The sequence below is a fragment of the Nocardia terpenica genome (genome assembly GCF_013186535.1).
Lineage (GTDB): Bacteria > Actinomycetota > Actinomycetes > Mycobacteriales > Mycobacteriaceae > Nocardia > Nocardia terpenica.
The window spans coordinates 619,070-643,875 of the sequence record NZ_JABMCZ010000002.1; the positions used below are offsets into that span (position 1 = coordinate 619,070).

At 68.7% G+C, this 24,806-nt stretch carries 26 protein-coding genes and 1 tRNA gene; 7 read left to right on the forward strand and 20 right to left on the reverse strand.

Features of this window, described 5'->3' with window-relative positions:
• Positions 1-61: 61 nt before the first annotated feature.
• Together HPY32_RS14215 and HPY32_RS14220 are read right to left on the reverse strand one after the other, a co-directional pair.
• Positions 62-667 (reverse strand): TetR/AcrR family transcriptional regulator, encoded by a 606-nt coding sequence (locus HPY32_RS14215; protein ID WP_067580758.1) that lies wholly within the window; start codon positions 665-667, stop codon positions 62-64.
• A 186-nt stretch (positions 668-853) separates the two neighbouring features.
• Positions 854-2,014 carry a pyridoxal phosphate-dependent aminotransferase gene (locus HPY32_RS14220; protein ID WP_197696448.1) on the reverse strand — a complete coding sequence of 387 codons (1,161 nt, stop codon included), beginning with the start codon at positions 2,012-2,014 and terminating at the stop codon, positions 854-856.
• Positions 2,015-2,086: 72 nt separating this feature from the next.
• Here HPY32_RS14220 and HPY32_RS14225 point away from each other — a divergent pair, with 72 nt between their 5' ends.
• Positions 2,087-3,067, forward strand: a complete 981-nt coding sequence (locus tag HPY32_RS14225) for a M23 family metallopeptidase (protein WP_067580756.1) — start codon at positions 2,087-2,089, stop codon at positions 3,065-3,067.
• An 11-nt stretch (positions 3,068-3,078) separates the two neighbouring features.
• On the opposite strand, the gene purD is transcribed toward HPY32_RS14225, so the two are convergent.
• Entirely contained in the window at positions 3,079-4,356 is a 1,278-nt protein-coding gene (purD, locus tag HPY32_RS14230) for a phosphoribosylamine--glycine ligase (protein ID WP_067580754.1), read from the reverse strand.
• A gap of 94 nt (positions 4,357-4,450) precedes the next feature.
• Between purD and HPY32_RS14235 the strand changes: the two genes are divergently transcribed.
• Positions 4,451-4,876 (forward strand): HIT family protein, encoded by a 426-nt coding sequence (locus HPY32_RS14235; RefSeq protein ID WP_067585138.1) that lies wholly within the window; start codon positions 4,451-4,453, stop codon positions 4,874-4,876.
• Here the strand turns inward: HPY32_RS14235 and HPY32_RS14240 are convergent.
• The 5 genes from HPY32_RS14240 to HPY32_RS14260 all read right to left on the reverse strand — a co-directional run bounded on the left by HPY32_RS14240 (position 4,852) and on the right by HPY32_RS14260 (position 9,142).
• The gene (locus HPY32_RS14240) at positions 4,852-6,345 is read right to left on the reverse strand and encodes a sensor histidine kinase (RefSeq protein WP_082870790.1); all 1,494 of its coding nucleotides are present in this window, start codon (positions 6,343-6,345) and stop codon (positions 4,852-4,854) included. The two genes, HPY32_RS14235 and HPY32_RS14240, sit on opposite strands and share 25 nt — an antisense overlap.
• Entirely contained in the window at positions 6,342-7,079 is a 738-nt protein-coding gene (locus tag HPY32_RS14245; RefSeq protein ID WP_067580751.1) for a response regulator transcription factor, read from the reverse strand. Before HPY32_RS14245 ends, HPY32_RS14240 begins: the two co-directional genes overlap by 4 nt.
• 139 nt (positions 7,080-7,218) lie before the next feature.
• Entirely contained in the window at positions 7,219-7,845 is a 627-nt protein-coding gene (locus tag HPY32_RS14250) for a hypothetical protein (protein ID WP_067580749.1), read from the reverse strand.
• Positions 7,846-7,856: 11 nt separating this feature from the next.
• The gene (locus tag HPY32_RS14255; RefSeq protein WP_156674090.1) at positions 7,857-8,768 is read right to left on the reverse strand and encodes a hypothetical protein; all 912 of its coding nucleotides are present in this window, start codon (positions 8,766-8,768) and stop codon (positions 7,857-7,859) included.
• Positions 8,765-9,142, reverse strand: coding sequence for a hypothetical protein (locus HPY32_RS14260; RefSeq protein WP_067580746.1), 378 nt, complete (start codon positions 9,140-9,142; stop codon positions 8,765-8,767). The genes HPY32_RS14255 and HPY32_RS14260 overlap by 4 nt, the downstream gene beginning before the upstream one ends.
• Before the next feature lie 345 nt (positions 9,143-9,487).
• Between HPY32_RS14260 and HPY32_RS14265 the strand changes: the two genes are divergently transcribed.
• Positions 9,488-9,727: a hypothetical protein gene (locus tag HPY32_RS14265; protein WP_067580744.1), complete on the forward strand. Its 240-nt coding sequence runs from the start codon at positions 9,488-9,490 to the stop codon at positions 9,725-9,727.
• The gene (locus HPY32_RS14270) at positions 9,691-11,211 is read left to right on the forward strand and encodes a multicopper oxidase family protein (protein WP_067580743.1); all 1,521 of its coding nucleotides are present in this window, start codon (positions 9,691-9,693) and stop codon (positions 11,209-11,211) included. Before HPY32_RS14265 ends, HPY32_RS14270 begins: the two co-directional genes overlap by 37 nt.
• A gap of 43 nt (positions 11,212-11,254) precedes the next feature.
• On the opposite strand, the gene HPY32_RS14275 is transcribed toward HPY32_RS14270, so the two are convergent.
• A complete protein-coding gene (locus HPY32_RS14275; protein WP_156674089.1) occupies positions 11,255-11,431 on the reverse strand; it encodes a hypothetical protein in 177 nt (58 codons plus the stop codon).
• 342 nt (positions 11,432-11,773) lie between these two features.
• Between HPY32_RS14275 and HPY32_RS14280 the strand changes: the two genes are divergently transcribed.
• A complete protein-coding gene (locus tag HPY32_RS14280; RefSeq protein ID WP_231951404.1) occupies positions 11,774-12,865 on the forward strand; it encodes an alpha/beta fold hydrolase in 1,092 nt (363 codons plus the stop codon).
• Positions 12,866-12,974: 109 nt separating this feature from the next.
• Here the strand turns inward: HPY32_RS14280 and HPY32_RS14285 are convergent.
• From HPY32_RS14285 to HPY32_RS14295, 3 genes are all read right to left on the reverse strand, one after another.
• A tRNA-Thr gene (locus HPY32_RS14285) sits at positions 12,975-13,046 on the reverse strand.
• A 116-nt stretch (positions 13,047-13,162) separates the two neighbouring features.
• Positions 13,163-13,405, reverse strand: coding sequence for an MbtH family protein (locus HPY32_RS14290; RefSeq protein WP_019931522.1), 243 nt, complete (start codon positions 13,403-13,405; stop codon positions 13,163-13,165).
• 152 nt (positions 13,406-13,557) lie between these two features.
• The gene (locus tag HPY32_RS14295) at positions 13,558-14,391 is read right to left on the reverse strand and encodes an alpha/beta fold hydrolase (RefSeq protein WP_067580739.1); all 834 of its coding nucleotides are present in this window, start codon (positions 14,389-14,391) and stop codon (positions 13,558-13,560) included.
• A gap of 207 nt (positions 14,392-14,598) precedes the next feature.
• On the opposite strand from HPY32_RS14295, the gene HPY32_RS14300 reads away from it, so the two are divergent.
• The gene (locus tag HPY32_RS14300) at positions 14,599-14,766 is read left to right on the forward strand and encodes a hypothetical protein (RefSeq protein ID WP_167484840.1); all 168 of its coding nucleotides are present in this window, start codon (positions 14,599-14,601) and stop codon (positions 14,764-14,766) included.
• A gap of 69 nt (positions 14,767-14,835) precedes the next feature.
• Positions 14,836-16,344 (forward strand): alpha,alpha-trehalose-phosphate synthase (UDP-forming), encoded by a 1,509-nt coding sequence (locus HPY32_RS14305; protein WP_156674315.1) that lies wholly within the window; start codon positions 14,836-14,838, stop codon positions 16,342-16,344.
• A 4-nt stretch (positions 16,345-16,348) separates the two neighbouring features.
• Here the strand turns inward: HPY32_RS14305 and HPY32_RS14310 are convergent, their stop codons facing one another.
• From HPY32_RS14310 to HPY32_RS14345, 8 genes are read right to left on the reverse strand one after another with little or no spacing between them, the layout of a single operon-like run.
• The gene (locus tag HPY32_RS14310; protein ID WP_067580736.1) at positions 16,349-16,837 is read right to left on the reverse strand and encodes an Rv1363c family protein; all 489 of its coding nucleotides are present in this window, start codon (positions 16,835-16,837) and stop codon (positions 16,349-16,351) included.
• Positions 16,834-17,598 carry an Rv1363c family protein gene (locus HPY32_RS14315; RefSeq protein WP_067580734.1) on the reverse strand — a complete coding sequence of 255 codons (765 nt, stop codon included), beginning with the start codon at positions 17,596-17,598 and terminating at the stop codon, positions 16,834-16,836. Before HPY32_RS14315 ends, HPY32_RS14310 begins: the two co-directional genes overlap by 4 nt.
• On the reverse strand, positions 17,595-19,007 hold the full coding sequence (locus tag HPY32_RS14320; protein WP_067580732.1) for an MCE family protein: 1,413 nt from the start codon (positions 19,005-19,007) through the stop codon (positions 17,595-17,597). Before HPY32_RS14320 ends, HPY32_RS14315 begins: the two co-directional genes overlap by 4 nt.
• A complete protein-coding gene (locus tag HPY32_RS14325; protein ID WP_171982862.1) occupies positions 19,004-20,254 on the reverse strand; it encodes an MCE family protein in 1,251 nt (416 codons plus the stop codon). Before HPY32_RS14325 ends, HPY32_RS14320 begins: the two co-directional genes overlap by 4 nt.
• Positions 20,251-21,504: an MCE family protein gene (locus HPY32_RS14330; protein ID WP_067580730.1), complete on the reverse strand. Its 1,254-nt coding sequence runs from the start codon at positions 21,502-21,504 to the stop codon at positions 20,251-20,253. The genes HPY32_RS14325 and HPY32_RS14330 overlap by 4 nt, the downstream gene beginning before the upstream one ends.
• Positions 21,501-22,562 (reverse strand): MCE family protein, encoded by a 1,062-nt coding sequence (locus HPY32_RS14335; protein ID WP_067585133.1) that lies wholly within the window; start codon positions 22,560-22,562, stop codon positions 21,501-21,503. The genes HPY32_RS14330 and HPY32_RS14335 overlap by 4 nt, the downstream gene beginning before the upstream one ends.
• On the reverse strand, positions 22,562-23,590 hold the full coding sequence (locus HPY32_RS14340) for an MCE family protein (protein ID WP_067580729.1): 1,029 nt from the start codon (positions 23,588-23,590) through the stop codon (positions 22,562-22,564). The genes HPY32_RS14335 and HPY32_RS14340 overlap by 1 nt, the downstream gene beginning before the upstream one ends.
• Positions 23,587-24,804 (reverse strand): MCE family protein, encoded by a 1,218-nt coding sequence (locus HPY32_RS14345; protein WP_067580727.1) that lies wholly within the window; start codon positions 24,802-24,804, stop codon positions 23,587-23,589. Before HPY32_RS14345 ends, HPY32_RS14340 begins: the two co-directional genes overlap by 4 nt.
• Between the last annotated feature and the right edge of the window lie 2 nt (positions 24,805-24,806).

Genomic DNA, 24,806 nt, shown 5'->3' on the forward strand with positions numbered 1-24,806 from the left:
GTCGGACAAGTCTAGAGAGCCACGGAATCGGCGACTCGACTCACCCGCTCGCGAGACCCGGTCAGCACTGCGGCGCTATCACGTCGATCAGCTCGAGAAGTGCGCCGCGGGCCGTGCGCCGGGGCTGAGGGTCCGGTTCGGTCAACGCCGTCACCACGGCCCCGTCCACCACCGCCACCAGCCGCCGCAGCTGCTCGATCCGGGCTATTCGATCGGACCGCCGCAGCACATCGGCCAGTAGTTCCTCGAGCTGCGCGCGTAGTCGCAGCTGCACCTCCCGTAGTTCGGGATGGCGGGCGGAGGCCACCGAGCGCTCGTAGCGCGCGATGAGCCGGCCGCGCGCGAATTCGTCGTGTCCGTCCGCGCCGACCAGCAGATCCAGGATCAACTCGACCGTGGCCTCGGCGCCGCGGCGGCGATGGGTCACCTCGCCGACGCGGCGGCGCATGGTCTCCAGCTCGGCATTGCCGCTGAATTCCACCGCGCGCGCGATCAGATCCTCGAGCGAGTCGAAGTAGTAGGTCGTCGACGCCAGCGGCAGATCCGCGCGGGTCGCCACCGAGCGGTGGCGCACTGCGTCGAACCCACCCTCGAGCAGCAACTCGGCGGCAGCCGCAACCAACGCCTGGCGACGCCGTTCGCCTTTCGGTGTCGTCGCGGTGATCACCGTGTCATCGTGCCAGTCATCATCGGGTCATCCGTACCAAATCGGTGCGATCCGTCACATATCCTCTAACCTGGGCAAACGTCCAGGGCGGTGTTGAAAACACAACCACCGCTTTTCTACCGCATCGGCGCGCACCGGTGGGGTGAGAACGCAAAGTCTTTGCGAGACAGCGACCGTCGGCGGACCTCAGCGGCCCAGGAAACGACCCAGGCGCGCCAGCGCCTCCGCGATATCGGGGGTGGCGCCCGCGAATGACAAACGGACCGTATGGTTTCCGTTGACGGTATCGAAATCGATGCCCGGCGCGATCGCTACTCCGGTGTGCGCCAACAGATCCGCGCACCAGCGCGTGGAATCGTCGGTCAGGTGCGCGATATCGGCGTAGGCGTAGAAGGCGCCGTCGGCGGGGGCCAGTTCGGTGATGCCGAGCGCGGGCAGGCCCTCCAGCAGCAGGGCGCGGTTCTCGGCGTAGCGGCGGACGTGACCGTCCAGCTCCCGCCGGGACTCGGGCGTGAACGCGTGCAGGGCCGCGTACTGCGAGACCGCGGGCGGGCACACCGTCATATTCGAGGCCAGCCGCTGCAGCGCCGGGCGCAGGCCCGCGGGCGCCAGCATCCAGCCCAGCCGCCAGCCGGTCATCGAGAAGTACTTCGACACCGAGCCGACGACCACCGACTCGCGGGAGGTCTCCCAGGCCGAGGCGGTGACCCGGGCGCCACCGTCGGAATAGACGATGCCGTGGTAGATCTCGTCGGAGATCAGCAGCGTGCCGTGCTCGTCGCACCAGCGGGCCAGCGCGGCCAATTCGTCCGGGGCGACCATGGTGCCGGTCGGATTGGCCGGGCTCGCCACGATCAGGCCCGCGGGCGGCTCGGGCAGCGCGTCGAGCATGGCGACCGTCGGCTGGAACCGGGTCTCCGGGCCGCAGTCCAACTCGATGACACGACAACCCAAGGCCGCCAAGGTGTTCCGATACGCCGGATAGCCGGGGCGGGCCACCACCACGACGTCGCCGGGATCGAAGGCGGCCAGGAAGATCAGCGTGAAGGCGCCCGAGGAGCCGGTGGTGACCACCACGTCGTCCGCCTCGACCGGGACGCCGTAGGTGTCGCGATGGTGCCGGGCGATCGCCTCGCGCAGCGGCAGAATGCCGAAAGTCTCGGTGTAGCCCAGTAATTCGGTGTCCAGCGCGGTTCGGGTGGCGCGCAGCACGGGCGCGGGGGCGGGCGTGGACGGCTGCCCGGCGGCCAGCACCAGCACGTCGCCGTGGGTGCGGGCGCGCTCGGCGGCGGCCTGCCAGACATCCATGACATAGAAGGGCGGGACCGTCGACCGCCGTGATTGCATGCGCACCCGTCGACCGTAGAACACCCGCTCGCGCCCGTGCACTCGGGCAACTGTCCTGTTATCGTCGGCAGAATGCCTGACCAGGCACGCCGCGCGAAGCTGTCTCAGGGGGGTTGGACCGTGATCCGCCCCGATTGGCGCAGCGCACTGCGGCAGGACCGGCCCACCACCCGGCAGCGGATGCGACGGGTGGCGGGCGCCGCGCGGCGAGCGGGGGCGCGGGCCGCGCGGGCGGTGGCGGGATTCGATTGGCGCGAGTTTCTGCGCCGGGATTGGCGGGCGTGGTCGCGCGAGCAGTGGCCGCCGTTGCGCGCCTGGCTGATCGAGCATCGGGTGCTGGTGGCGGGTGTGGTCGCGGTGGCGGTGTTCGCCGCGGCCGACGCCACCGCGCCGCGCGCCGCCGACCTCACCCCGGCGCCCGGGACGGCACAGCGCGTGCCGGTGGCCTATCCGCTACAGGTGCAGGCGGCGCCGGAGTCGAGCAGGCGCTTCCTGGCCGCGATCAACAACGGCGAACGCCTCCGGGAATCGGAGGTGGTGGCCGCGGCGGCGCGGGCCACGCTGGAGCGGGCCAAGGCCGAGGCGGCCGCCGCGGTGGCGGGCGATCGGCAGCCGTGGCTGAACGGCACCGTCACCACGCTGCCCGGCGGAATCCTGCCCGGCCTGGGCGCATTCGTGATGCCCGCCCGGGGCGTGTTCACCTCCGGATACGGAATGCGCTGGGGCGGTTTCCATTACGGCATCGATATCGCCGCACCGATCGGCTCGCCGATCTACGCGGTCACCGACGGCACCGTCATCGACGCGGGCCCGGCCCAGGGTTTCGGGCTGTGGGTGCGCATCCGCCACGACGACGGCACCATCTCCGTCTACGGCCACATGTACGACTTCTCGGTCTCGGTGGGCGAACGCGTCCGCGCGGGCCAGCAGATCGCCCGCGTCGGCAACCGCGGCGACTCCACCGGCCCCCACCTGCATTTCGAAATCCTGGTCGGCGGCCAACACGTCGACCCCCAGCCCTGGCTCGCCGCCCACGGCCTCCGCATCGGCTGATGTGGGGAGATCTACACGCGGGCGGGGAGGGAGATGCGGCCCTCGACCGCGGCGAGGGCGAGGTCGGTGCGGTAGTGGCTGCCGGGGAGTTTGATGCGGGCGATGCGGGCGTAGGCGCGGGCGCGGGCCTCGGTGAGGTCGGCGCCGGTGGCGACGACATTGAGGACGCGGCCGCCCGCGGAGACCAGGGCGCCGTCCTCGCGCTGGGCCGTACCGGCATGCAGCACTTCGGTATTCGCGTCGGTGGCGTCGGTTCCGGAGATCACGTCGCCGGTGCGCGGGCGGGCCGGGTAGTTCTCCGCGGCCAGCACCACGGTCAGCGCGGCGCCGTCGGCCCAGCGCGGCGGCTCGGCCTGGGCCAGGGTGCCGGTCGCGGTCGCGTACAGCAGCGCGCCCAGCGGGCTGTCCAGCAGCGCCAGCACGGCCTGGGTCTCGGGATCGCCGAAGCGACAGTTGAATTCGACGACGGCGGGCCCGGACTGCCCGATCGCGAGCCCGGCGTAGAGCAGGCCGGAGAACGGCACCTCGCGCCGAACCATCTCCGCCGCAACGGGTTTCACCACGGTGTCGACGATCTCGGCGACCGTCTCGGCGGGTAGCCAGGGTAGCGGCGTATAGGCGCCCATGCCGCCGGTATTCGGGCCGGTGTCGCCGTCGCCGACGCGCTTGTGGTCCTGCGCGGGCAGCAGCGGCACCACGGTCTCGCCGTCGACCAGACAGAACAGCGACACCTCGGGGCCGTCCAGGAACGATTCCAGCAGCACCGGGTGCCCCTGCTCGAGCAGTTCGGCGCCGTGGTCGCGGGCCGCGGACCGGTCGGCGGTGACCACCACGCCCTTACCCGCGGCCAGGCCGTCGTCCTTGACCACCCAGGTGGGGCCGAAACGGTCCAGGGCGGCGTCCAATTCGCCCGGATGGTCGACCACCTCGCTGTGCGCGGTGCGCACCCCGGCCGCCGCCATCACATCCTTGGCGAACGCCTTCGAGCCCTCGATGCGGGCCGCGGCCGCCGACGGCCCGAAGCAGGCGATGTCCGCGGCGCGCACCGCGTCGGCGATGCCCAGCACCAGCGGCACCTCGGGCCCGATCACCACCAGATCGGCCGCGAAGTCGCGGGCCAGCGCGACCACCGCGTCGGCGTTGGCGGGGTCGACCGCACGCACCTCGGCGTGCTGGGCGATACCCGGATTGCCGGGCGCGGCGCAGACCGCGCGCACACCCGGATCCCTGCGCAGGGCCGTTACCAGGGCGTGTTCACGGGCTCCGGAACCGATGACGAGTACGCGCACGCGCAACAGCTTAGGTGACGAGCGCGCGCGATCGATGCGGGTATCGACCGGACACCGCAATGCCCGTTTCCGGCCCGACGCGTACGCTCCGGGCATGGCTTCCGTTTTCAGCGCGATCATCGCCGGCCAGCTCCCGGGGCGGTTCGTCTGGGAGGACGACGAATTCGTCGGCTTCCTCACCATCGCACCGGTCACCCAGGGGCACACACTCGTGGTGCCGCGCAAGGAGATCGATCAGTGGCAGGACATCGATCCGGACACGTTCGCGCGGCTGACCGGCGTGGCCCAGAAGATCGGCCGGGCGGTGCGCGCCGCCTGGGACGCGCCCCGCGCGGGCCTGCTCATCGCCGGACTCGAGGTGCCGCACCTGCACGTGCACGTCTTCCCGGCCTTCGAGATGGGCAATTTCGACATCTCCGGCGCCGATCCGGATCCGAGCAAGGAGTCGCTGGACGAGGCCCAGGCCAAGATCAAGCAGGCGCTGCGCGACCTCGGCTACGAGGCCAACGTTCCCGACTGACCGGCGCCGCGCGGCAGCCGGACGGTGAAGACCGTGCCCCGTCCCGGTTCGCTGGCCACGGCCACCGTGCCGCCGTGCGCGGCCACCAGTGCCTGCACGATCGACAGGCCGAGCCCGGTGCCGCCGCTGTCGCGGCTGCGCGAGGAGTCGGTGCGGTAGAAGCGTTCGAAGATCCGGTCGGCTTGGTCCTGCGGCAGGCCGGGTCCGGTGTCGACGACATCCAGCCGCACCTCGTGCGCGGCCGGGGTCAGCCGCACCGTCACCGCCGCCTCGGGCGGGGTGTGGATGAGCGCGTTGTTGACCAGGTTGGCCAGCACCTGACGTAACCGGGTCTCGTCCCCCAGGATCTCCAGAGTCCCCGCGCCGGACCGTATTTCGAGGTCGATGCCGCGGGGCGGCCCGGCCGGTCGCTGGGCGGCGTCGACCGCGCGGGCGTTGTGCACCGCATCGCTGGCCACGGCGAGCAGATCCACCGGCCGCCGGTCCAGCGGGCGCTGCGCGTCCAGCCGGGCCAGCATGAGCAGGTCCTCGATCAGCAGGCTCATCCGATTCGACTCGCGCTCGATGCGATCCATGAACAGCTCCGGATCCGGCATCGCGCCCTGGCGATACAGCTCGGAGAAGCCCTTGATGGTGGTCAGCGGGGTGCGTAACTCGTGGCTGGCGTCGGCGACGAACCGGCGCATCTTGGCCTCCGAGCGCCGCGCCGCCTCCTCCGAGGCCTCGGTCGCGGCGAAGGCGCGCTGAATCTGGGCGAGCATGCCGTTGAGCGACTGGGACAGCCGATCGACCTCGGTATTGGTGCCCTGCACCGGAACTCGCCGATGCAGATCGCCCCCGGCGATCGCCGCCGCGGTCTGCTCCACATCGCGCAGCCGGCGCAGGCTGCGCCGAATCACCAACTGCGCCACCACCGCCAGCGCGGCCAGCACCAGCGCACCCACCAGGACCTCCAGGCCGATCAGGCGGCGGACGATGGTCTCGCTCTCGCCCAGCTGCATCGCGACGATCGTGGTGCCCGACGGGGCGCTGACCCGCATGGCCCGCCAGTGCGCCGACGGATCGCCGATGGTGCCGACCGTGCGCGGGTGGCGGCCCAGATCCGGTGGGATGTCCGGCATCACCCGCGGTTCGGACGGGCGGGTCTGGGACCCACCCGCCACGTCCTGCCCGCGCACGTAGAACATGCCGGGCAGCCGGGACGGCAGCGGCTGATCCGGTTTGGCCCAGGTGTGCGCGGCCTCGGTCAGCTGCCGATCCACGCTGTCGAGCAGTACGCGTTCCATGGCCGAGGTGACCGCCACCCCGGACACCAGCAGCCCGAACGCGGCCAGCAGCACCAGCGCCACCACCAGGGTGATGCGCAGCGGGACCGCGGCCACGCGCCGGGCGATCGTGTGCCGGAGGGATCGTGCGGACGAGACTCTCGAGGCGGCAGGGCCGGTACCGCCGGCCTGCCTCACGGTCATTTCGCCGACGATCTGCTGCGGCTCGGCGCCCGCATGACGTAGCCGACCCCGCGCAGCGTGTGGATCAACCGGTCCGGTCCGGTGTCGACCTTCTTGCGCAGGTAGGACACATAGGTCTCGACCACTCCGACCTCGCCGCCGAAGTCGTAGCGCCAGACGTGGTCGAGGATTCGCGGCTTGCTCAGCACCGTGCCCGCATTGACCATGAAGTAGCGCAGCAGCGTGAACTCGGTCGGCGACAGCGCCACCGGTTCCCCGCTCTTCCACACCTCGTGGGTGTCGTCGTCGAGTTCGATGTCCTCGAATCGGATTCGGGACGATTTGCGCTCCTGCACCGCGTGACCGGAGCGGCGCAGAATCACCCGCAACCGCGCCACCACCTCCTCGAGGCTGAAGGGCTTGGTCACGTAGTCGTCCGCGCCGAGGGTGAGACCGGTGACCTTGTCCTCCACCTCGTCACGCGCGGTGAGGAACAGCACGGGGGCGTCGATGCCGTCGGCCCGCAGCCGCCGCAGCAGCCCGAAGCCGTCCATGCCCGGCATCATCACGTCGACGATCAGCGCGTCGGGCCGGAAGGTCTTGGCGCGGTCCAGGCCCTCGGCCCCGTTCGCCGCGGTGGCCACCTCGAACCCCTGGTAGCGCAGGCTCACCGACAGCAGCTCGACGATCATCGGCTCGTCGTCGACGACCAGGACGCGAGCCTCGGGAATCCGATCGGCAGGCACACCATTCATGCCCACATACTCTCCCGCTCAGCCCTCGAGTCGCTGTACCTTCCCTGGGAGTTTCCTGGGAACGCCTTCGGCTCCCTCCGCCGTCCTCGGTCTCGCCCGGACCGACGACCACATCCCCCGCCATCGGGCCCCCGCGCACTCACCAGGCACGTTCGTGGAATCCGCTCGAACGGGGTTTGTCCGTGTCGTCGCATAACGTCTGCTGCTGATGTTCGGCTTCCGGTCGGGTCGAGTTCGCTTCCATAAATCCGGCTATCGTGTCGAACCGAGATTCGGTGGAGTTGTAGTATCGCTGCTTGAGTTCTCGGACTTTCGCCTGGTAATCCTGGATCAGCAGTGCGGCCGCTTCGGCGACGCTGCCGCCGAACTGGCTTTCGGTTATCTCGCGGATCGTGCCGGGTGCGATGTGAACCGAGAAATTCCGCATGCCGATCGTGGAGATGGTGATTCGATGGTCGCTCGATGCGCCGGCAGCCTCGGTTTTGTCTCGCTCGGCGAAGAAGTCGATATCTGTCGAATCAACGGCATCGACGATCAGATTGGCATATTCGATCGCCCTTCGGTACTGCTGCCGCCATCCGGCCCACAGCAGCTCCGCGATACTGGTCAGCGCCTGCTCCAGCATCGGTTCGTCGGCGAATGCATATGCGCCGTCTTCGAAAAACAATTCGATATCGGTCCGCCGAGACAATTCGGCTTCGATTTCAGTGCCGGGCGCACGCACGCGTATCCGGATATTGTCCAGCCGCTCGGCCAGATTCTGCACGGTCTTTCCCCCTAGCCTGTGTGGCCCATACCGTTGTCGCCGACGAGGTCGCGGTCGTTCATCTCGGCCAGCCGTGGGCGCGCGGAGACGAGTACGTCCTTGTTCGCGTGCATCAACTCGATCAGCGACCGCACCCTGTCGGCCATCTGCTGTGTCTCGACCTCATGAATGTCATTGGTGAGGTCGGCGACGGCCTGTTTCATCGAGTTGATGATGGAGTCACAAGTGCTCGCATCCGATGTCGATTTGCCGGCGAGGCCCGCATTACCGACGGCCGCGGCCGCGCCGATCGCTACGACCGGCGCGGTAGCGCCCCCGGTTCCGATGGTGATGACCGCCGCAAGGGCGGTGCCTACCGCAGACAGCACCGAGAACCCGAAGGACACATCGGCCTTACCGCAGCCGTGGGCATGGTCGAACGCATCCATCGTGTTCTGCGCGATATTGTCGATGTCCGCGCGCGCCTTCTCCCACATCTCCCGGTGGGCCTGGAGGACACCTTTCATCATCGACAGCGCCGTGAAATGGTTTACAGAAATCGTTTTGAAGGTGTCGAGGAAGTTGACCTTGAACGCCTCCGCGGCCTCACCGGTCCAGTCGTGCAGATAACCGGCGTCGGTCGTTATCTTGTCCAGGTTCGTCGCAACGAATCGGACGTCCTCGCTCAGTTTGGTGATCGGGGTGGTTTGGGTCATCACCTTCTGCATCGCCGCGGAAATATCGGCGATCAACGGATCGTATTTTTCCGGATCGGGTATCCTGGAAAACGGCTCGAACAGCGGCTCGATGAATGCGAAGTATCGTTCGAGCGCCGCGCGATCGGGGCGCTGGCTCGCCACCGGTTTGTCGTTCTCCTGGTACGCCAGATCGACAGCCTTCTCCTTGATTGTGCGTGCGTTCTGCATGAGCTGCTCGAAACTCACCGCCCACCGCCCGGCGCCGGGTTGTCGTCGTCGTGCACGCGACGGTTCATCTCGTCGGCCGCTTCTCGATCCATCGCCGCGAAAATCCGCGCCGCCTTGTCCAACGCCGCCCACGTATCGTCCAGATTTCTTCTGGTTTCCTTCATGAATCCCAGCACGGTGTCGTGCAGATCAAGATAAGCCCGGTACACCGGACCGAGTGCGTCACCACCGAATTGCTCCGGACGCCGCATCACCTGCGCTACGTCACCCCGAACCTTGTCACACTTATCGATCGCCAGGCCGTAATCGGCCGAAACCGCCGGGAAGTGCACCTTCGCCGCCTGTTCCAGTCTGTGCAGGTCGGCACCGAGATCCTTACCGTGGTGAACCATGCTCCCCCTCCATCCCCATCCGATCTCATATCGACCGAGACCTTCGCTTACCCGACCCTGGAGTCAAGGTGTCGGGACCGAACCCGCACGGTACTCGGAAGTGAAGAATCGCCAAAGACACAGAATATAAGGGGTTCGAATTCACTCGGCTCGGCGAACACCGGTGGATGAGTTTCCAAGTCCCCTGGGCACGTTGGTAGACCTGGGTCACGCGGATGTGGCACCAGCCGCCGTTGGTTTCCTCGGCCGGAGGAGTGGTCGGCGACAACCTGGTCACCGACCATGATCAACCGATTGGGTTATACCCCTACCGGGTCAGGGCATCTTGCCGGTTATGCTGGTGGCGTGGTCGCGATGCTGATGTCCGAGGGCACGCATGAGGGCGCCACCGCCCCGGGCACAGACCACCACATGGCGCACATGGCTATGCACGGCTGCCTGTTCGTCCTGTCGATGGTCGCGTCCGTGGCCATGCAGGCTCCGGCGCGTCGCCTTCCGACAGAACCGACCCGCAATCGCGGGGACGTCCTCGACTTCAGGGAGAACCCATGCCCGCCCACCGGTTTCCGCTCGCGCAGCCGTTGACCCGGCGAGGGTTGCTCGCCCTCGGCGGCGGTCTCGCGACCGCCGCCGCCCTGGCCGCTTGTTCGACGAACTCGCGCACCCTCGTGATGCCCGACTCCGATGCGATGCGCGCCGCCGAGAATCGGCGCCGGGCGGCCGGCGCCGCGGTGCGCGAGGTGAGATTGCGTGCCGAACCCGCCACGGTCGACCTCGGCGGGGTGCAGGTGCAGACCTGGACCTACGGCGGCCGCCTGCCCGGACAGGAAATCCGCCTGACCCGGGGCGAGGTGCTCCGCGCCGATGTCACCAACACCCTGCCCATGCAGACCACCGTGCACTGGCACGGTGTCGCGTTGCGCAACGACATGGACGGCGGCGAGCCCGGCGTCACCCAGCCCGCGATCGCCGCGAACGGCGGCACCTTCGGCTACGAGTTCACCGTGCCCGACGCCGGAACCTACTGGTTCCACCCGCACACCGGGGTCCAGCTCGACCGCGGCCTGTACGCCCCGCTGATCGTCGAGGACCCGGCCGACGGCACGGATTACGACCTCGAAGCCGTTGTCGTGCTCGATGATTGGCTCGACGGAGTAAACGGACGTGACCCCGACAAACAGCTGCGGCAGCTGCGCGACAAGGGCATGGCCGGGATGAACATGGGCAGCTCGTCGATGCCGATGGCCACCGACCCCCATGCACCGTTGGGGTCGGACGCCGGGGACGTGAAAGATTACCCGTATTTCCTGATCAACGGACGCATCGGCGCCGATCCGCAAACCTTCACCGCCCGACCGGGTCAGCGGATGCGGCTGCGCATCATCAACGCCGCCGCCGACACCGCCTTCCGCGTCGCCGTCGGGGGCCACCGGCTGCGCATCATCCACACCGACGGCTTCCCCGTGCAACCGGTCACCACCTCCAGCGTGCTGCTCGGCATGGGTGAACGCTACGACGTCATCGTCGATCTCGCGGACGGCGTCTTCCCGCTCGTCGCGGCCGCGGAAGGCAAGGCCGGTCAAGGGTTCGCACTGATCCGCACCGGCAGCGGCGCCCCGCCCGCGGCCGATGTACAGCCCGCCGAACTGTCGGCCCCGCCGCTGACCGCCGACCGGCTCGTCGCCCTGGACGCGGTGCGTCTGCCGAAGCGAACCCCGGACCGGACCCTCGACCTCACCCTGGCCGCGGACTCCAAGCAGTACATCTGGACGATCAACGGGCAGGTCTACGACAAGCGCACCCCGCTGGATGTGACTCAGGGACAACGGGTCCGGCTGCGGTTCGTCAACAAGACCATGATGTTCCACCCGATGCACCTGCATGGGCATACCTTCGAGCTCGTCACCCCGGCCGGCACCGGCCCCCGCAAGGACACTTCGATCGTGCTACCGATGCGCACCGTCGAGGTCGACCTCGACGCGAACAACCCCGGCCAATGGATGCTGCACTGCCACAACGTCTATCACGCCGAGTCGGGCATGATGACCGTGCTGTCCTACGTTCGCTGATACCCGCGCCGGACACCGGCCGGAGCCACCGACTTCGGGAATTTCACCAATGGTCGTCGACGGAGGTGACGTCGCCGCACCGGACGACCTCGCTGCCCTTGGCATTGGCGTCGACGGAAAGCTGGATGGGGGAGTCGTCGCACAGCGACTCGGTGTGGCGGCGAATATAGAGGGTCTCGACCGCGTCACAGCGGTTGTGGTAGTACACCGTCGTTGTCATGCTGCCGTTCTCGTACGAGTAGGTGAAACAGCCGCTTTCTCCCCTCTCGGCGGAGGCGGGGGAAGCGGTGAAGACGGAGACACCGACCGAGGCAGCGACAATAGCGACTCCGGCTAGCAGTCTGCTGGTGTTCTTCCTGCGCATTGACGCTCCTGATGATTGCTCGTTCCGAGTGGGACCCGACGGGTGGCCGGGCGGTCGTGGGCACGACATCCGGGATCGGGCATCGGTGAGAGTACGCACGGTCGTTGCGCTCCGGTTGCCGATAGGCGCAGCGAATTTGTCGTCACGCGCAAAGGTCGCACCGCGACCGTCGATCACGCCGACCACAGCAACATCAAGATGGATACATCCGGTAAGGACGAGCATCCGCATCCGGACGAACCGTCGCCGATCGGGGCGGCTCCGTCAGGCGGCGAAGACGGTGCGGACGACGGATTCGTCGCCGTCGATCTCTACCAGTCCGAGGGCGCGGGCGCCGCTGAGGGTGAGGGCGCCGGCGGCGAGGCCGAGGATGTAGGCGGGGTCACCGAGAGCGTGCGGCCCGCCTGGGTCGACGACGACCTGTTCCCGTTCGAGAGTCGCTTCGTCGATATCGACGGGCACACCGTGCATTACGTCGACGAGGGGTCGGGTCCCACTCTGCTTTTTCTGCATGGCAATCCGACCTGGTCGTTCCTCTGGCGCGACGTGATCCGCGCGCTGCGCGACGACTTCCGGTGCGTCGCCCTGGATTACCCGGGCTTCGGGTTGTCGACGCCGATGCCCGGCTACCGCTATCTGCCCGAGGAGCACGCGGACGTCGTCACCGGGTTCGTCGACTCCCTCGGCCTGGAGGGGGTCACCCTGGTCGGGCAGGACTGGGGCGGCCTGATCGGCCTGGCCGCCGTGCAGCGTCGGCCGGGCGTCTTCGATCGGCTGGTACTCGCCGACACCTGGGCCTGGCCGACCAATGGTGTTCTCCACTTCGAGTACTTCTCACGCATCTTCGGCGGACCCCCCGGCCGCTTCCTGGCCCGGCACCTGAATTTCCTCGTCAACGTGTTCATCCCCCTGGGCCACCGGCGGCGCAAGCCCACCGCAGCCGAGATGACCCACTACCGCCGGGCTATGGACACCCCCGAGCGACGCATGGCCTCCGCGGTATTCCCCCGCCGGGTCCTCGCCAGCCGCGCCTTCTTCGCCGAGGTGGAGGCCGGCCTCGCCGACATCGCCCACCTGCCGACGCTGATCGTGTGGGGTGACGCCGATATCGCCTTCCGCCCCCAGGAGCGCGAGCGCCTGGAAGCGACCTTCCCCAACCACAAGACCGTGATCGTCGCGGGCGCCGGAACCTACGTGGAGTCCGACGCACCCGACGAGTTCGTCACCGCGATCCGCGACTGGACCGCGACCCAGCGCCCAGACACATCGCACCGCCGCCCTCCGTCATAGCAACACGGAGCCAGAGACCTACACGCCTCAGCGTGTCAGGTCAACGGCGCATAACGAACGCAATCCAAAAGAAGGCTCCGACCAGATTCCGCAGGTCGGAGCCCTTTCGAGCCCCCTGTCAGGATTGAACTGACGACCTTTCGCTTACAAGGCGAGTGCTCTACCACTGAGCTAAGGAGGCGGAAAAGCGGTGCCCATCATAACCGGGGGCACCTTGGGGGTAAAAATGGGCGAGATGGCGGCCGGGCGTTGCCCGGCCGCCGGTCTACTGCCCGCGCCGTATCGTCGAACCGCGGGTCAGGACTGGGCGGCCTGCCGGGCCGCGTCGTCGGCGGCCATCGCGTCGCGCAGGCTCTTGGGCCGCATGTCGGTCCAGTTCTTCTCGACGTATTCGACGCAGGCGGCGCGGCTGTCCTCGCCGAAGACGACTCGCCATCCGGCCGGAACCTCGGCGAAGGCGGGCCACAGCGAATGCTGTTCCTCGTCGTTGACCAGGACGAAGAAGCGGCCGTCCTCGTCGTCGAAGGGGTTGGTGCTCATTTCACCTCACTGGATACTGGCGCTGTGTACGGGAACGCCGGTGCGCGGTCCGACAGGGATCGGCGTCCGAGCGTTGTGTCGACCCTAGCAAGGTCGGCGTTACGGGAGGGCGGTTACCTCGGGGCCCGCCGGATTACCGCGAGCCCCGACCCTCAGCCCGCGAAGAAGTCGAGCAGGACCTTGTTGACCGCTTCCGGACGCTCCAGGTACCCGTAGTGCCCGGCGTCGGGGATCTCCTGATAGCGCGCGCCCGGGATCACCTCGGCCAGTTCGCGCGCGAGGTAGGGCGGGAGCATCCGGTCGTCGGCGAAACCGACCGCCAGGCAAGGGACCTTGATGCCGCGATAGGCGTGCAGGCGGTCGAACTCGTGGTCCATCCGGCGCTGGGCGCGGATACCGGGCGGGACGGGCCCGCCGGTGAACTCGAACAGGTCCAGCCAGTCGCGGGCGGCGTGGGTGTCGGCCAGTGTCGCCGGGGACAGGTTCAGCACCGCGGTCACCGCGGCCTCGTACTTCGGCGGCAGCGTGATACCGCTGGCGTCCAGGTCGTGCTCGCCCGCGGACAGCGTCTTCTGCAGCTGGTCCATGCGGCCGTGCCCGGCCATGAACACGGCCTTGCGCACCAGGTCGGGCCGGGTCAGCGCCAGCTCCTGCGCCACCCGCGCGCCCATCGAGGTGCCCGCGACCAGCGCCGGGCCCTCGTCGAGGAACTCGATCAGCGCGGCGGTGTCGGCGACCAGGTCATCGATGGTGATCCCGTCGGCGGACTCGAACGACGGGGCGATGCCGCGATTGTCGAAGGTGCACACCCGATATCCGGCGGCGACCAGCGCGGGCACCTGGTGCAGCTCCCACACCCGGCCCGGGCTGCCGGTGCCCATGATCAGGACGACCAGGGGTGCAGCGCCCTTGGCGTCGGAGCCCTTGGCCCGGTCTCCCTTCAGCTGATAGTTCAGCGCGATTCCGTTTACCGTGGCCAACGGCATAATGCTGGACCCTTTCTGCGGACATTAGACTTCCTTCCACGGTATAGGCACAGCGACCGTCGGCGTTTCTCCGGTCCGATGTGGGTTATTGCGGTCAGGACGCGGTGCGACCGAGGCGGGTGGTCCCGGGTTCCGGGACCGATACCATTGACTTCTCGAAACCGTGACAAACCGTAAACGTGACACACCAGCCGAGAGGACACACCGATGGCCGCGAAGGGCGCCAACGACATCGCGGACGACGATCTGGAGCCGCTCGCCGACGAAACCGCTCGGCAGGCCCAGCGCGTGGTAGCCGCCTACGCCACCGACGCCGACGAGTGCCGGATGCTGCTGTCCATGCTCGGCATCGGGCCCAGCGTCCGCACCGACTAGGGGCGTCGAACCCACCCCCGCGACAACTACAACGGGCTCGAGCGACCGGAGGATCCCGCCGTGGACCAGATCAGTGACACCCACACCGACCGATCGAGCCAGGACCGCGACGGAGCCGGATCCGGTTTCGTCGTGGTCGCGAATCGACTGCCGGTCGATCTGGAGCGATTGCCGGACGGCACCACTCGCTGGAAGCGCAGCCCCGGCGGATTGGTGACCGCGCTGGAACCGGTGCTGCGCACCAACAGTGGCGCGTGGGTCGGCTGGGCGGGGGTGCCCGACGTCGACGTCGACCCGATCATCGAGGACGGCCTGGAGCTGCATCCGGTGCCGCTGGCCGCCGAAGAGGTCGAGGAGTACTACGAGGGCTTCTCCAACGGCACGCTGTGGCCGCTCTACCACGACGTGATCGTGCGGCCGGAGTACCACCGCTCGTGGTGGTCGGCCTACGTCAACGTCAACCGCCGCTTCGCCGAGCACACCGCGAAGGTGGCCGCCGAGGGCGCCACCGTCTGGGTGCAGGACTACCAGTTACAGCTGGTGCCGAAGATGCTGCGGATGCTGCGGCCGGACCTGACCATCGGCTTCTTCCTGCACATCCCGTTCCCGCCGGTGGAGCTGTTCATGCAGCTGCCGTGGCGGACCGAGATCGTCGAGGGTCTGCTGGGCGCGGACCTCATCGGCTTCCACCTGCCCGGCGGCGCGCAGAACTTCCTCTACCTGGCCCGGCGGCTGGCCGGGCAGCCGACCTCGCGCGGGACCGTGGGCGTGCGCTCGAAACTCGGTGTGGTGCAGGTGGGCTTCCGCACCGTGCGGGTGGGCGCGTTCCCCATCTCGATCAATTCGGCCGAGCTGGACGAGTATTCGCGGCGGCGGTCGGTGCGCGAGCGCGCCGCCCGGATCCGCGCGGAGCTGGGCAACCCCAAGCACATCCTGCTGGGTGTGGACCGCCTGGACTACACCAAGGGCATCGATATCCGGCTGGCGGCGCTGGAGGAGCTGCTGCAGGACGGCCGCATCGATCCGTCGGAGACGGTGATGGTGCAGCTGGCCACCCCGAGCCGGGAGCGGGTGGAGAGCTACATCCAGATGCGCAGCGACATCGAGCGCCAGGTGGGCCGCATCAACGGTGAATACGCCCGCGTCGGTTACCCGTTCGTGCACTATCTGCACCGGCCGATTCCGCGCGAGGAACTGGTCGCCTTCTTCATCGCCGCCGACGTCATGCTGGTGACGCCGCTGCGCGACGGCATGAATCTGGTCGCCAAGGAGTACGTGGCCTGCCACAGCGGGCTCAACGGCGCGCTGGTGCTCAGCGAATTCACCGGCGCCGCGGCGGAATTGCGGCAGTCGTATCTGTGCAACCCGCACGACCTGGACAGCGTCAAGGATTCGATCGTGCACGCGATCAACGACGATCCGGACACCCGGCGCCGGCGGATGCGGGCGCTGCGCCGCCAGGTGCTCACCCACGATGTGGACCGGTGGGCGCGGGCGTTCCTGGACGCGCTGGCTCAGGACCGGGTCGGGGGCGGCGCGCTGCTCAGCGGCGTCGACGACATGGACCACGACCGCTGAGCGGTCAGATCGGTGTGACCTGGGCGGCGAGCCAGCGGCCGTTGTTCTTGTCGAGGACCACCCGCACCCGGCTGGCGGTGATGGTGCCCTTCGGGATGTCCTTGCCGGTGGTGACCTGGTTCAGGTAGACCAGCACGACCGCGTGATCGGCGGCGGCGGAGACGACGCCCGCGGCCTCGGCGGTGGCCTGGACGGTCAGTTCCTTCTGCTTGGCCCCGGGGATGATGGAACCGGTGATGATCTTCGAATAGTCGTCCCGGAACGAGCCTTCCAGGTTGTCCACGACCTTGGGCAGTTCGGTGTCGATGCTCTTGTAGTCGTAGGAGAACATCGCCTCCAGCGTGCGACGGGCCGCGGCCGTGGCGTCGGCGCGGGCCTGTTCGGCCTGCCGGTCGGAGCGGTAGTCGTACCAGGTCAGGGTGCCCGCCACCGCGGCCGCCAGGAAAAGCGCGGCGGCGCAGGCGAACAGGATTCGGCGCAAATTTCTGCTCATGCCACGAACTCCACATCCGACGCGGTCACGCCCTTGTCGCCGCGGGTCAGGGTGACCCGGAAGCGGTAGTTGCGCTCCTGCGGCCCGTCGTTGGTACCGGCATTGGTGAGCGTCTGCTTGGCCACCACCAGCACGCGGGCCGAGTTGGCGTCGTCGCTCTCGATCGCGGCCTCGGTGACCTGACCGGTGGCCTTGATCTTTATCTGCTGCACCACCTTCTGATACGCGTCCCGGTTCTGCGTCAGGTCCTTCTTCAGGTCACCGGACAGCACCGACAGCACCCGGTCGATGTCCTGGCCGGCCGTATTGTCGTTGATCGTCGTCAGATCCAGCACCGCCTGCCGAGCGGTCTGCACATACTCCGCCCGCCGCGCCTGGACCTGCTCCACCTGCCGATGGTGATAGAACGCGAACCCACCGGACCCGATCAGGCCCATGATCGACAGCACCACGACCGCCGCCGCGGCCCACCCCAGCGGTCCCAGTCCCCGCTTCCCGGCCTCGGCCGTACCCTCGGATTCCGCTGCGCCCGCGTCGGATTCCCCGGTCACCTCCGGTACCCGATCCGGCGACCACAACGACGCCTCGGCGTCGATCGGCTTCGCATCGGTCGGCGCAAGGGTTTTCGCCGCGGGGGTCTTCCCGATGACGACGGTGGTGGCCGCCGTTGCCGGGGTGGTGCGTTGGTCGTCGACGGGTGGGCCCGCTCGGCGGCTGGCGCGGCGGCGGGGGCGGCCGGGGGGTGTGGGGGTTTCGGTCATCGCTGTTGCTCCTCGAGCATCGCCTGCCAACTGGTCGGGACCTTGCCGGAGCCGTTCGTCGAGACGTCGCCCTGGCGGTAGGTGCGGCCGTCGGGCCCGAGGAAGGTTCCGCTGCTCGGGTCGAGGCGGCCGGACATGGCGGCCGGGTGGGTCTGCGCCGGGTCGGCTCCGGTGGGGGCGCCGGAATTGTCGACCGGCCGCGGCGGGCCGAACGGCGGGTTGTCGCCCTCGGGGACATAGCCGTTCGGATCGCGGCACAGCTCGGGTGTCGGCGCCCGTTTACCGGGTACATCCTGGCACGGGGTGTTTCGGATACCGCGGACCGCCTCCTTCGCGTTCTGCGGCACCTTGCAGTACATGCCGCTGGGCGAGTCGGTTTCGCTGGTGTCGGCCGGGGAGCGCCGCTGATCCGGCGGCAGGAAGCCGGTGGTGCAGCCCGGCGGATCGTTGAGCCCGAGCATGAAGTCGACCATGGCGCCGTATTCGGTGGGCCCGCGGATCACCGTGAGCAGCGAGGCCAGCAGCGGCGGGTACACCACCAGGATCTGTTCCAGCCCCGCGTGATACGTGACGCCGACCTGTCCGACGCTCACCAGATTCGACAGCAGCAGCGGCAGCGTCGGCTTCATGTCCTGGAAGGTCTTGCTCACCTTCGCCGCCGCCGACGGTGTGCGCTCGAGCAGTTGGCTCAGCGACGGATCGTGCTGGCGCAGTTGATCGGTGACGGTGGCCAGATCGTGGGTCCAGGCGCGCACGGCGGCGGCGGACCGGTTCTGGGTGTCCAGCAGCGGGCCGATCTTGTTCAGCAGATCCTTGGTCTGCTGGGTATTGGCCTGCGCCTCCTGCACCAGCAGCGACGCCGAGTCGATGAACTTCTGCAGATCCGGTCCGGCGCCGTTGAACGCGACGAACGCGTCGTCGATGAGCTGCCGCAGCTTGGTGTTCTGCACGCTGGCCAGCAGCCGGTCGGCCTGGTCGAGCATGGCCCCGACGTCCTGCGGCAATCGGGTGCGCTGCACCGCGATCACCGACCCGTTACGCAGGTTTCCGCCCCGGGGATGGTCGACCGGGACCAGGTCCACGTACTGCTCCCCCACCGCGGACACGCTCTTGACGTAGGCGTCCACATCGCTGGGAATCTTGTAGTCGCTGTTGATCGACAGCCGTGCGTCGACCCCGTCGGGGGTGAGCCGGACCTCGTCCACCTTCCCCACATTGGTGCCGCGGTAGGCCACGTTGGCGGTCGGATACAGCCCGCCGGTCGCGGCCAGCTGCACGGTGACGCGATAGCGCCCGATGCCGACCATGGCGGGCAGGTGCACATAGCTGCCCGCCATCACGACCAAGCCGATCACGGTCAGCACCGCGAAGATGGTGAGCTGGATCCGGACGAATCGGGTGAGTTTCATCGGCCCGGCCCTCCCTGCTGCGGATTCGGCACGGTGAGTCCGGGAATGGCGGGCAGGCCCGGAATCGGCGGCAGGCCGGGAATACTCGGCGCCGGCGGCGGGGTGGCCGGGGGCGGGGGGGCGGGGGGCGACGCCTGCAGCGGCCCGGTGACCGGATCGCCCTTGCCCTCCGCGGTTCCGGCGAACGAGCCGAGCATGCCCTCGACCCCGCCGAAGCGCCCGCCCAGCGGGGTGCCGGTCAGGAAGTTCGAATCGATGCGGGCGGGCGTGATGTCCACCGTCATCAGCAGATTCAGGTAGTCGCCCTGCAGCGCGCGGTCGAGATTCTTCATCGGGAACGGGAAGGTCAACAGCCACTGCAGCGAGTCGGCGAGCTTGCCGCCGGTGTCGGCCAGCGACGTCAGCACCGGATGCAGGTTGGCCAGGTCGGCCTTCAGGTTGTCGCCGCCCTGCGCGATGATCTTCTGCACCACATCGCTCAGATCACCCAGGGCGGTAATGGTTCTGGTGATGTTCTCGCGCCGGTCGGCGAGCACCGTGAGACCCGGGTGGATCTTGGTGATGGCCGCGGTCACCTGGTCCTTCTGCTGCGCCAGCTGACCGGAGAGCCGGTCCAGCCCGTTCATCGCCGCGATGATGTCGGCGGTCTGCTGGTCGAGAGTGCTGGTCAGTCGGGTCAATTGGGGCAGCAGGTCGCGAATGGCGTCGGTGCGGCCCGCGAAGGTGGCGTTCAGTTCGTGGGTGATGGTCTCCAGCTGGGAGATGCCGCCGCCGTTGAGCACCACCGACAGCGACGACAGCGTCTGCTCGGTGGTCGGGTAGTCCCCGGCGCGATCCAGCGGGATCACGTCGCCGTTGCGCAGCTGCCCCTGCGGCGGCGCGTCTTTCGGGGCCGACAGCTCCACGTGGTTGCTGCCCAGCAGGCTGGTCTGCCCGATCCGCGCGACGGCGTTGGCGGGCAGCCGCACGTCTCGATCCAGGCTGACGGTGACCAGCGCGTGCCAGTTCTCGACGTCGATGCCGGTGACCGTGCCCACGGTGACGTCGTCCACCTTCACCGGCGAATTACGGGTCAGCGTGGTCACATTCGGCATCTGGATGCGCACCTGCCACGACCCCGACCCGGTCCCGGCGGCGCCGGGCATGGGCAGCGTGTTCAGCCCGTCCCACTGGCAGCCGGTGACGCCGAGCAATACGGCCAGCCCCAGCGCGACGCCCGCGAGGCGGGTACGCAGCCGGGCCGTCATCTCGCCCCTCCCGGAATGGCCAGTCCCAGAATGCCATCGGGCACGCTGACCGGCGGCGGACCCTGCTGGGCCTGCACGCGGTCGGCCAGGTCCGGCGTGCTGTAGGTGAGCTGGTTCGGGAACGCGCCCTGGCCGGAGGCCGGATTCGCCAGCAGCGGTGGGTAGTTCATCATCAGCGACTGGATCACCGGGGCCAGGTACTGGCGGCACAGGTCGGCGCTGCGCTGGGCCTGGTTGTCCACCTCGGCCTCCACCGCGCCGCACAGGAACGCGAACGGGTTGGAGAAGTTCGGCAGCACCACCGAACCCGTCAGCGAGCCCTGCGCGGGCTTGTAGATCTGATAGAAGTTCACCAGCGCCGTCGGGCCCGAGTGCAGGATGCGTTCCAGCTCCGGCCGCTTGTCGGCCAGCACCTGGGTGGCGTCGGCGAGCCGCTGCACGCCCTCGGTCAGCGCGCCGCCGCGCTCGTCCAGGAACCGGTGCACGTCGGCCACCGCGGAGTCCAGATTGTCCAGGCCCGCGCCCAGATCGCCGGACACCCCCGCCAGCACCGACGACACCGACGCCAGCCGCCCGCCGAACTGCACGATCTGATCGTTGCTCTTGGACAGCACGTCGACGAACTGCTGCAGATTGCGCACCGTGCCGAACAGGTCGGTGCGGCCGTCGGACAGCGTGTTCAGCGTGCCGGACAGCTCCTTCAGGGTGTCGCGCAGCGCCTGGGCGTTGCCGTCGCCGAGGTTGGCCGAGGCGGTGTCGACGAACCGCCCGAGCGAGCCCTGCTTGTCGTCGCCGACCGGGCCCAGCGCCGCCGACAGCTTGGTCAGCTCGGCCTTGATGTCGTCCCACTCCACCGGCACCGCGGTGCGCTCGATCGGAATCTCGGCCCGGTCGCGCATCCTGGGGCCGCCGGTGTAGGCGGGGGCGAGCTGAACGAACCGCGCCGACACCAGATTCGGCGAGATCGTCACCGCGCGCGCGTCGGCGGGGATGTCCACGCCGCGGTCCACGGTCATGGTCACCTTGACCCGGTCCTTGCCCGGCTCGATGGAATTGATCTTGCCGACCTTCACCCCCAGCACTCGCACGTCGTCGCCCGCGTACAGGCCGGTGGTCGACGGGAAATACGCTGTGATGTGGGTCTTTCCGATACTGGTCACCGCGCCGTAGACCACCCACCCGGCCAGCGCGACGGCGAGCACGCCGACCACGATCCGGGTCCAGCGCGGCACCTTGCGGAATGCGTTCATCGCGGCGGCTCCTGGGTGGCGGGGCCGATCGACGGCGGCGCCGGTTCGAGGAAGAAATTGCGCAGCGAGTCGGGCACGTGCTCCGGCCACACCATGGCGTCGACCAGGATCTGCAACCCCTTGCTGGTGGCGTTCGACACGTACGCCTGGAAGTACGGGCCGCTGCCGACCTGCTCACCGAGCGCGGCCTCGAAGGGTCCGAGGGCCTGCAGGGCGCGGCCGATATTGTCCTTGTTCTTCTGCAGCAGCGCCAGCACCGAATTCAGCTTCTCCAGCGTGGGTTTCAGCTGTGCCTCGTTGTCGTTGACGAACCCGGTGAGCTGCTGGGCCAGGCCGTTGACGTAGACGATCAGCTGGCTCAGCGCGGCGCGGCGGGCGTCCAGTTCGCCGAGCAGGTTGTTGCCGTCGACCAGCAGCGCGTCGATCTGGTTGGCCCGGTCCGACAGCACCTTGGTGACGTTCTGGGCGTGCGAGAGCAGGTCGATGAGCGCCTTGTCGCGCGCGTTCAGGCTGCGCGAGAGCGCGGTGACGCCGTCGAGGGCCTGCCGCAGCGGGCCCGGGGTGTCGGCGAACGCCTGCGACAGCGCGTCGAGAGTCTTGTCGACCTGATCGGTGTCCAGGCCGTGCACGGTGGTGGCCAGATCGCCGAGCACCTCGTTGAGCGAGTACGGAGAGGTGGTGCGCTCCAGCGGAATCGGATCGTCGCGGCGGATGACGCCGTCCCCGGCCGGGGTCACCTCGAGCGACTTGCGGCCCAGCACGGTATTGGTCTTGATGGCGGCGGAGGTCTTGCGCCCCAGCACGATCGACTCGTCCAGGCTGAACCGCACCCGCACCTTCGCCCCGGCCAGCCGCACCTGCTCCACCCGGCCGCTGCGCACCCCCGCCACCTGCACCGGATCGCCCGGGACCAGGCCGCCGGCATCGGCGAAGTAGGCGGTGAACTCGGCCCCGGAGCGCACGAACGGCAGCCGCCCGAACTGCAGGGCCGACAGCGAGATCGTCACCGCCAGAACGACTCCGATGATGCCGATATGAAGCAGGCGCGATCCGTTCATCAGGGGGCGCACCTTCCGGTGGTCTGCATACCGGGCATGTTCACGTGCATCGGCTCCCCGTTCGGGCCCTGGACCAGGAAGTTGGTTCCGCAGATGTACATGTTCAGGAACGAGCCGTAGGAGCCGACCCGGACCAGCTTCCGGTAGGTGTCGGGCAGCCGCTCCAGCACCCACTGCACATCGGCGGACCGGTCGTCGAGGTTCTGCGACAGGCGGCCCAGCTGGGCGAAGGTCTGCTTCAGATCCGGCCGCGCCTGCTGCAGCAGATCGGTGAGATCGCCCGTCGCGCCCGCCAATCGGGGCAGCGCCGCGCCGATCGGATCCTTGTCCGCCGCCAGGCCGCTCACCAGCCGCTGCAATTCGTCCAGCGTGGTCGCGAACTCCCTGTTGCGGTCGTCGATGGTGCCCAGCACGGTCTTCAGGTTCTCGATCACGCTGCCGATCAACGCATCCCGGTCGGCGAGGGTCTTGGTGAACGACCCGGAGCTGTTCAGCAGCGCCACCAGCGCGCCGCCCTGGCCCTGGAACACCTGCAGCAGCGCATTGGTCAGGCTGTTGACCTGCGTCGGATCCAGGCCCCGCAGCAGCGGTTTGAAGCCGCCCAGCAGCAGGTCCAGATCGAGCGCGGGCTTGGTCCGGTCGACGCCGATGGTGCCGCCCGCGGGCAGCGCCTGCGCGCTGCCGGGCCCCTCCAGCAGCTCCAGATACCGGTCGCCGACCAGGTTCTCGTAGCGGATGGTGGCCCGGGTGCTGACCAGGATCCGGTATTTACGGTCCACGTCGAAGTCGACGTGCGCCAGATGGTCGCGGCCCACCGACACCCGCCGCACCGAGCCCACCGGCACCCCGGCGATGCGCACTTTGGAGCCGGGCAGCATGCCGGAGGAGTTGGTGAAGACGGCGTGGTACCCGGACTCGCGGGCGAAACGCATCTGGCTGAACACGATTCCCAGCCCGGCCAGGACCAGCACCATCACCAGGGTGAAGATCAGCAGCTTGACCGTGCTCGCGTGCGGTTTCAGTCTCATGGCGCGGGCACCCCCGGCAGTCCGGCGAACAGCAGCTGGAACACCCTGGGGCCGTTGAGGTGTGTGGTCAGCGGCGGCGTCCACACCTCGCCCTGGGAGGTGTCGGTGACCAGGTAGTTGGAGTGGCTGTTCGGCACCCGGTCGAGAACGCCCTCGCAGTGCGGGCCGCCGGTGGCGTTCACCTTGGGCAGGTCCTGCGGGTACTGGTACGGGGTGCCGCCCGGCATGAAGCTGGCGTTCAGCGTCACGTACGGCCCCTTGCCGCCGAAGATCTCGTTACCGCGCGGCAGCGCATTGGCCGCACCGCTGACGAGGCAGAACAGCGCCGGGCTGTACTCGTTGAGCAGGGTCGCGGTGGGCCGCAGCAGATCCAGCGCCGTCACCAGCTGCTGCTGGTTGTCGCGCAGCACCGCCCCGGAGGTGTCGGCCAGCCCGATCAGGTTCGCCAGCACCCCGTCCAGGTTGCCCTGCCGCGCGACCAGGGTGTCGCTGGTGACCGCCGCATTGCCGGTGGTGCGCAACAGATCCGGGGTGGCGTCGGCGTAGAGGTTGGTGACGCCGGTGGCGGACCGCAGGTCGCGTTGCAGGTCGGGCAGGCTCGGGTTGAGGTCGCGCAGGTAGGTGTCGCTGTCGGACAACAGCTTTCCGAGCTCGTCGCCGCGGCCCTGCAGCGCGCCGCCGAGGGCGGTCAGCGTGGCGTTCAGCTTCTCCGGCGCGATCTTGCCCAGCACGTCGGACAGGTGCTGGAACAGCGTGTTGAACTCGACGGTCACCTGCTGGGCGCGCAGCATCGCGCCCGGCCGCAGCGCCTGGGCCGAAGGCCGCTGCGGCACCGTGAAATTGACGTACTTGGCGCCGAAGACGGTGGTGGAGCCGATGTCCACGCCCGCATTGGCCGGAACCAGCCGCAGCTGTTCGGGTTTGATCGCCAGCGCCAGCCGCGCCCCGGAACCGGTGTAGGAGATGGAGGTGACCTTGCCGATCTCCACCCCGCGCATCTTCACCTTGGCGTCGCGATCGAGCACCAGCCCCGCGCGCGGCGCGTCGATGTACACGGCCTCGGTCGTGGTGAAGCCGCCGGCGAACATGGTCAGCGCCACCGCGACGATCGCCGCCAGGCTCAGCACCAGCGCCAGCCCGGCCAGCTTCACCTTCGCGCCCGCGCCGAAGATCCGTCCCGCGCCGTCCTTCTCGACGAGTTTGTTTGCCGCCATAC

Bases quoted from the DNA above. Each gene is read 5' to 3' on its own strand.
- HPY32_RS14220 (WP_197696448.1), bottom strand. From the start codon at position 2,014: ATGCAATCACGGCGGTCGACGGTCCCGCCCTTCTATGTCATGGATGTC.
- HPY32_RS14225 (WP_067580756.1), top strand. From the start codon at position 2,087: ATGCCTGACCAGGCACGCCGCGCGAAGCTGTCTCAGGGGGGTTGGACC.
- HPY32_RS14235 (WP_067585138.1), top strand. From the start codon at position 4,451: ATGGCTTCCGTTTTCAGCGCGATCATCGCCGGCCAGCTCCCGGGGCGG.
- HPY32_RS14240 (WP_082870790.1), bottom strand. From the start codon at position 6,345: ATGACCGTGAGGCAGGCCGGCGGTACCGGCCCTGCCGCCTCGAGAGTC.
- HPY32_RS14245 (WP_067580751.1), bottom strand. From the start codon at position 7,079: ATGAATGGTGTGCCTGCCGATCGGATTCCCGAGGCTCGCGTCCTGGTC.
- HPY32_RS14260 (WP_067580746.1), bottom strand. From the start codon at position 9,142: ATGGTTCACCACGGTAAGGATCTCGGTGCCGACCTGCACAGACTGGAA.
- HPY32_RS14270 (WP_067580743.1), top strand. From the start codon at position 9,691: ATGCCCGCCCACCGGTTTCCGCTCGCGCAGCCGTTGACCCGGCGAGGG.
- HPY32_RS14275 (WP_156674089.1), bottom strand. From the start codon at position 11,431: ATGACAACGACGGTGTACTACCACAACCGCTGTGACGCGGTCGAGACC.
- HPY32_RS14280 (WP_231951404.1), top strand. From the start codon at position 11,774: ATGGATACATCCGGTAAGGACGAGCATCCGCATCCGGACGAACCGTCG.
- HPY32_RS14290 (WP_019931522.1), bottom strand. From the start codon at position 13,405: ATGAGCACCAACCCCTTCGACGACGAGGACGGCCGCTTCTTCGTCCTG.
- HPY32_RS14295 (WP_067580739.1), bottom strand. From the start codon at position 14,391: ATGCCGTTGGCCACGGTAAACGGAATCGCGCTGAACTATCAGCTGAAG.
- HPY32_RS14300 (WP_167484840.1), top strand. From the start codon at position 14,599: ATGGCCGCGAAGGGCGCCAACGACATCGCGGACGACGATCTGGAGCCG.
- HPY32_RS14310 (WP_067580736.1), bottom strand. From the start codon at position 16,837: ATGAGCAGAAATTTGCGCCGAATCCTGTTCGCCTGCGCCGCCGCGCTT.
- HPY32_RS14315 (WP_067580734.1), bottom strand. From the start codon at position 17,598: ATGACCGAAACCCCCACACCCCCCGGCCGCCCCCGCCGCCGCGCCAGC.
- HPY32_RS14320 (WP_067580732.1), bottom strand. From the start codon at position 19,007: ATGAAACTCACCCGATTCGTCCGGATCCAGCTCACCATCTTCGCGGTG.
- HPY32_RS14325 (WP_171982862.1), bottom strand. From the start codon at position 20,254: ATGACGGCCCGGCTGCGTACCCGCCTCGCGGGCGTCGCGCTGGGGCTG.
- HPY32_RS14330 (WP_067580730.1), bottom strand. From the start codon at position 21,504: ATGAACGCATTCCGCAAGGTGCCGCGCTGGACCCGGATCGTGGTCGGC.
- HPY32_RS14335 (WP_067585133.1), bottom strand. From the start codon at position 22,562: ATGAACGGATCGCGCCTGCTTCATATCGGCATCATCGGAGTCGTTCTG.
- HPY32_RS14340 (WP_067580729.1), bottom strand. From the start codon at position 23,590: ATGAGACTGAAACCGCACGCGAGCACGGTCAAGCTGCTGATCTTCACC.
- HPY32_RS14345 (WP_067580727.1), bottom strand. From the start codon at position 24,804: ATGGCGGCAAACAAACTCGTCGAGAAGGACGGCGCGGGACGGATCTTC.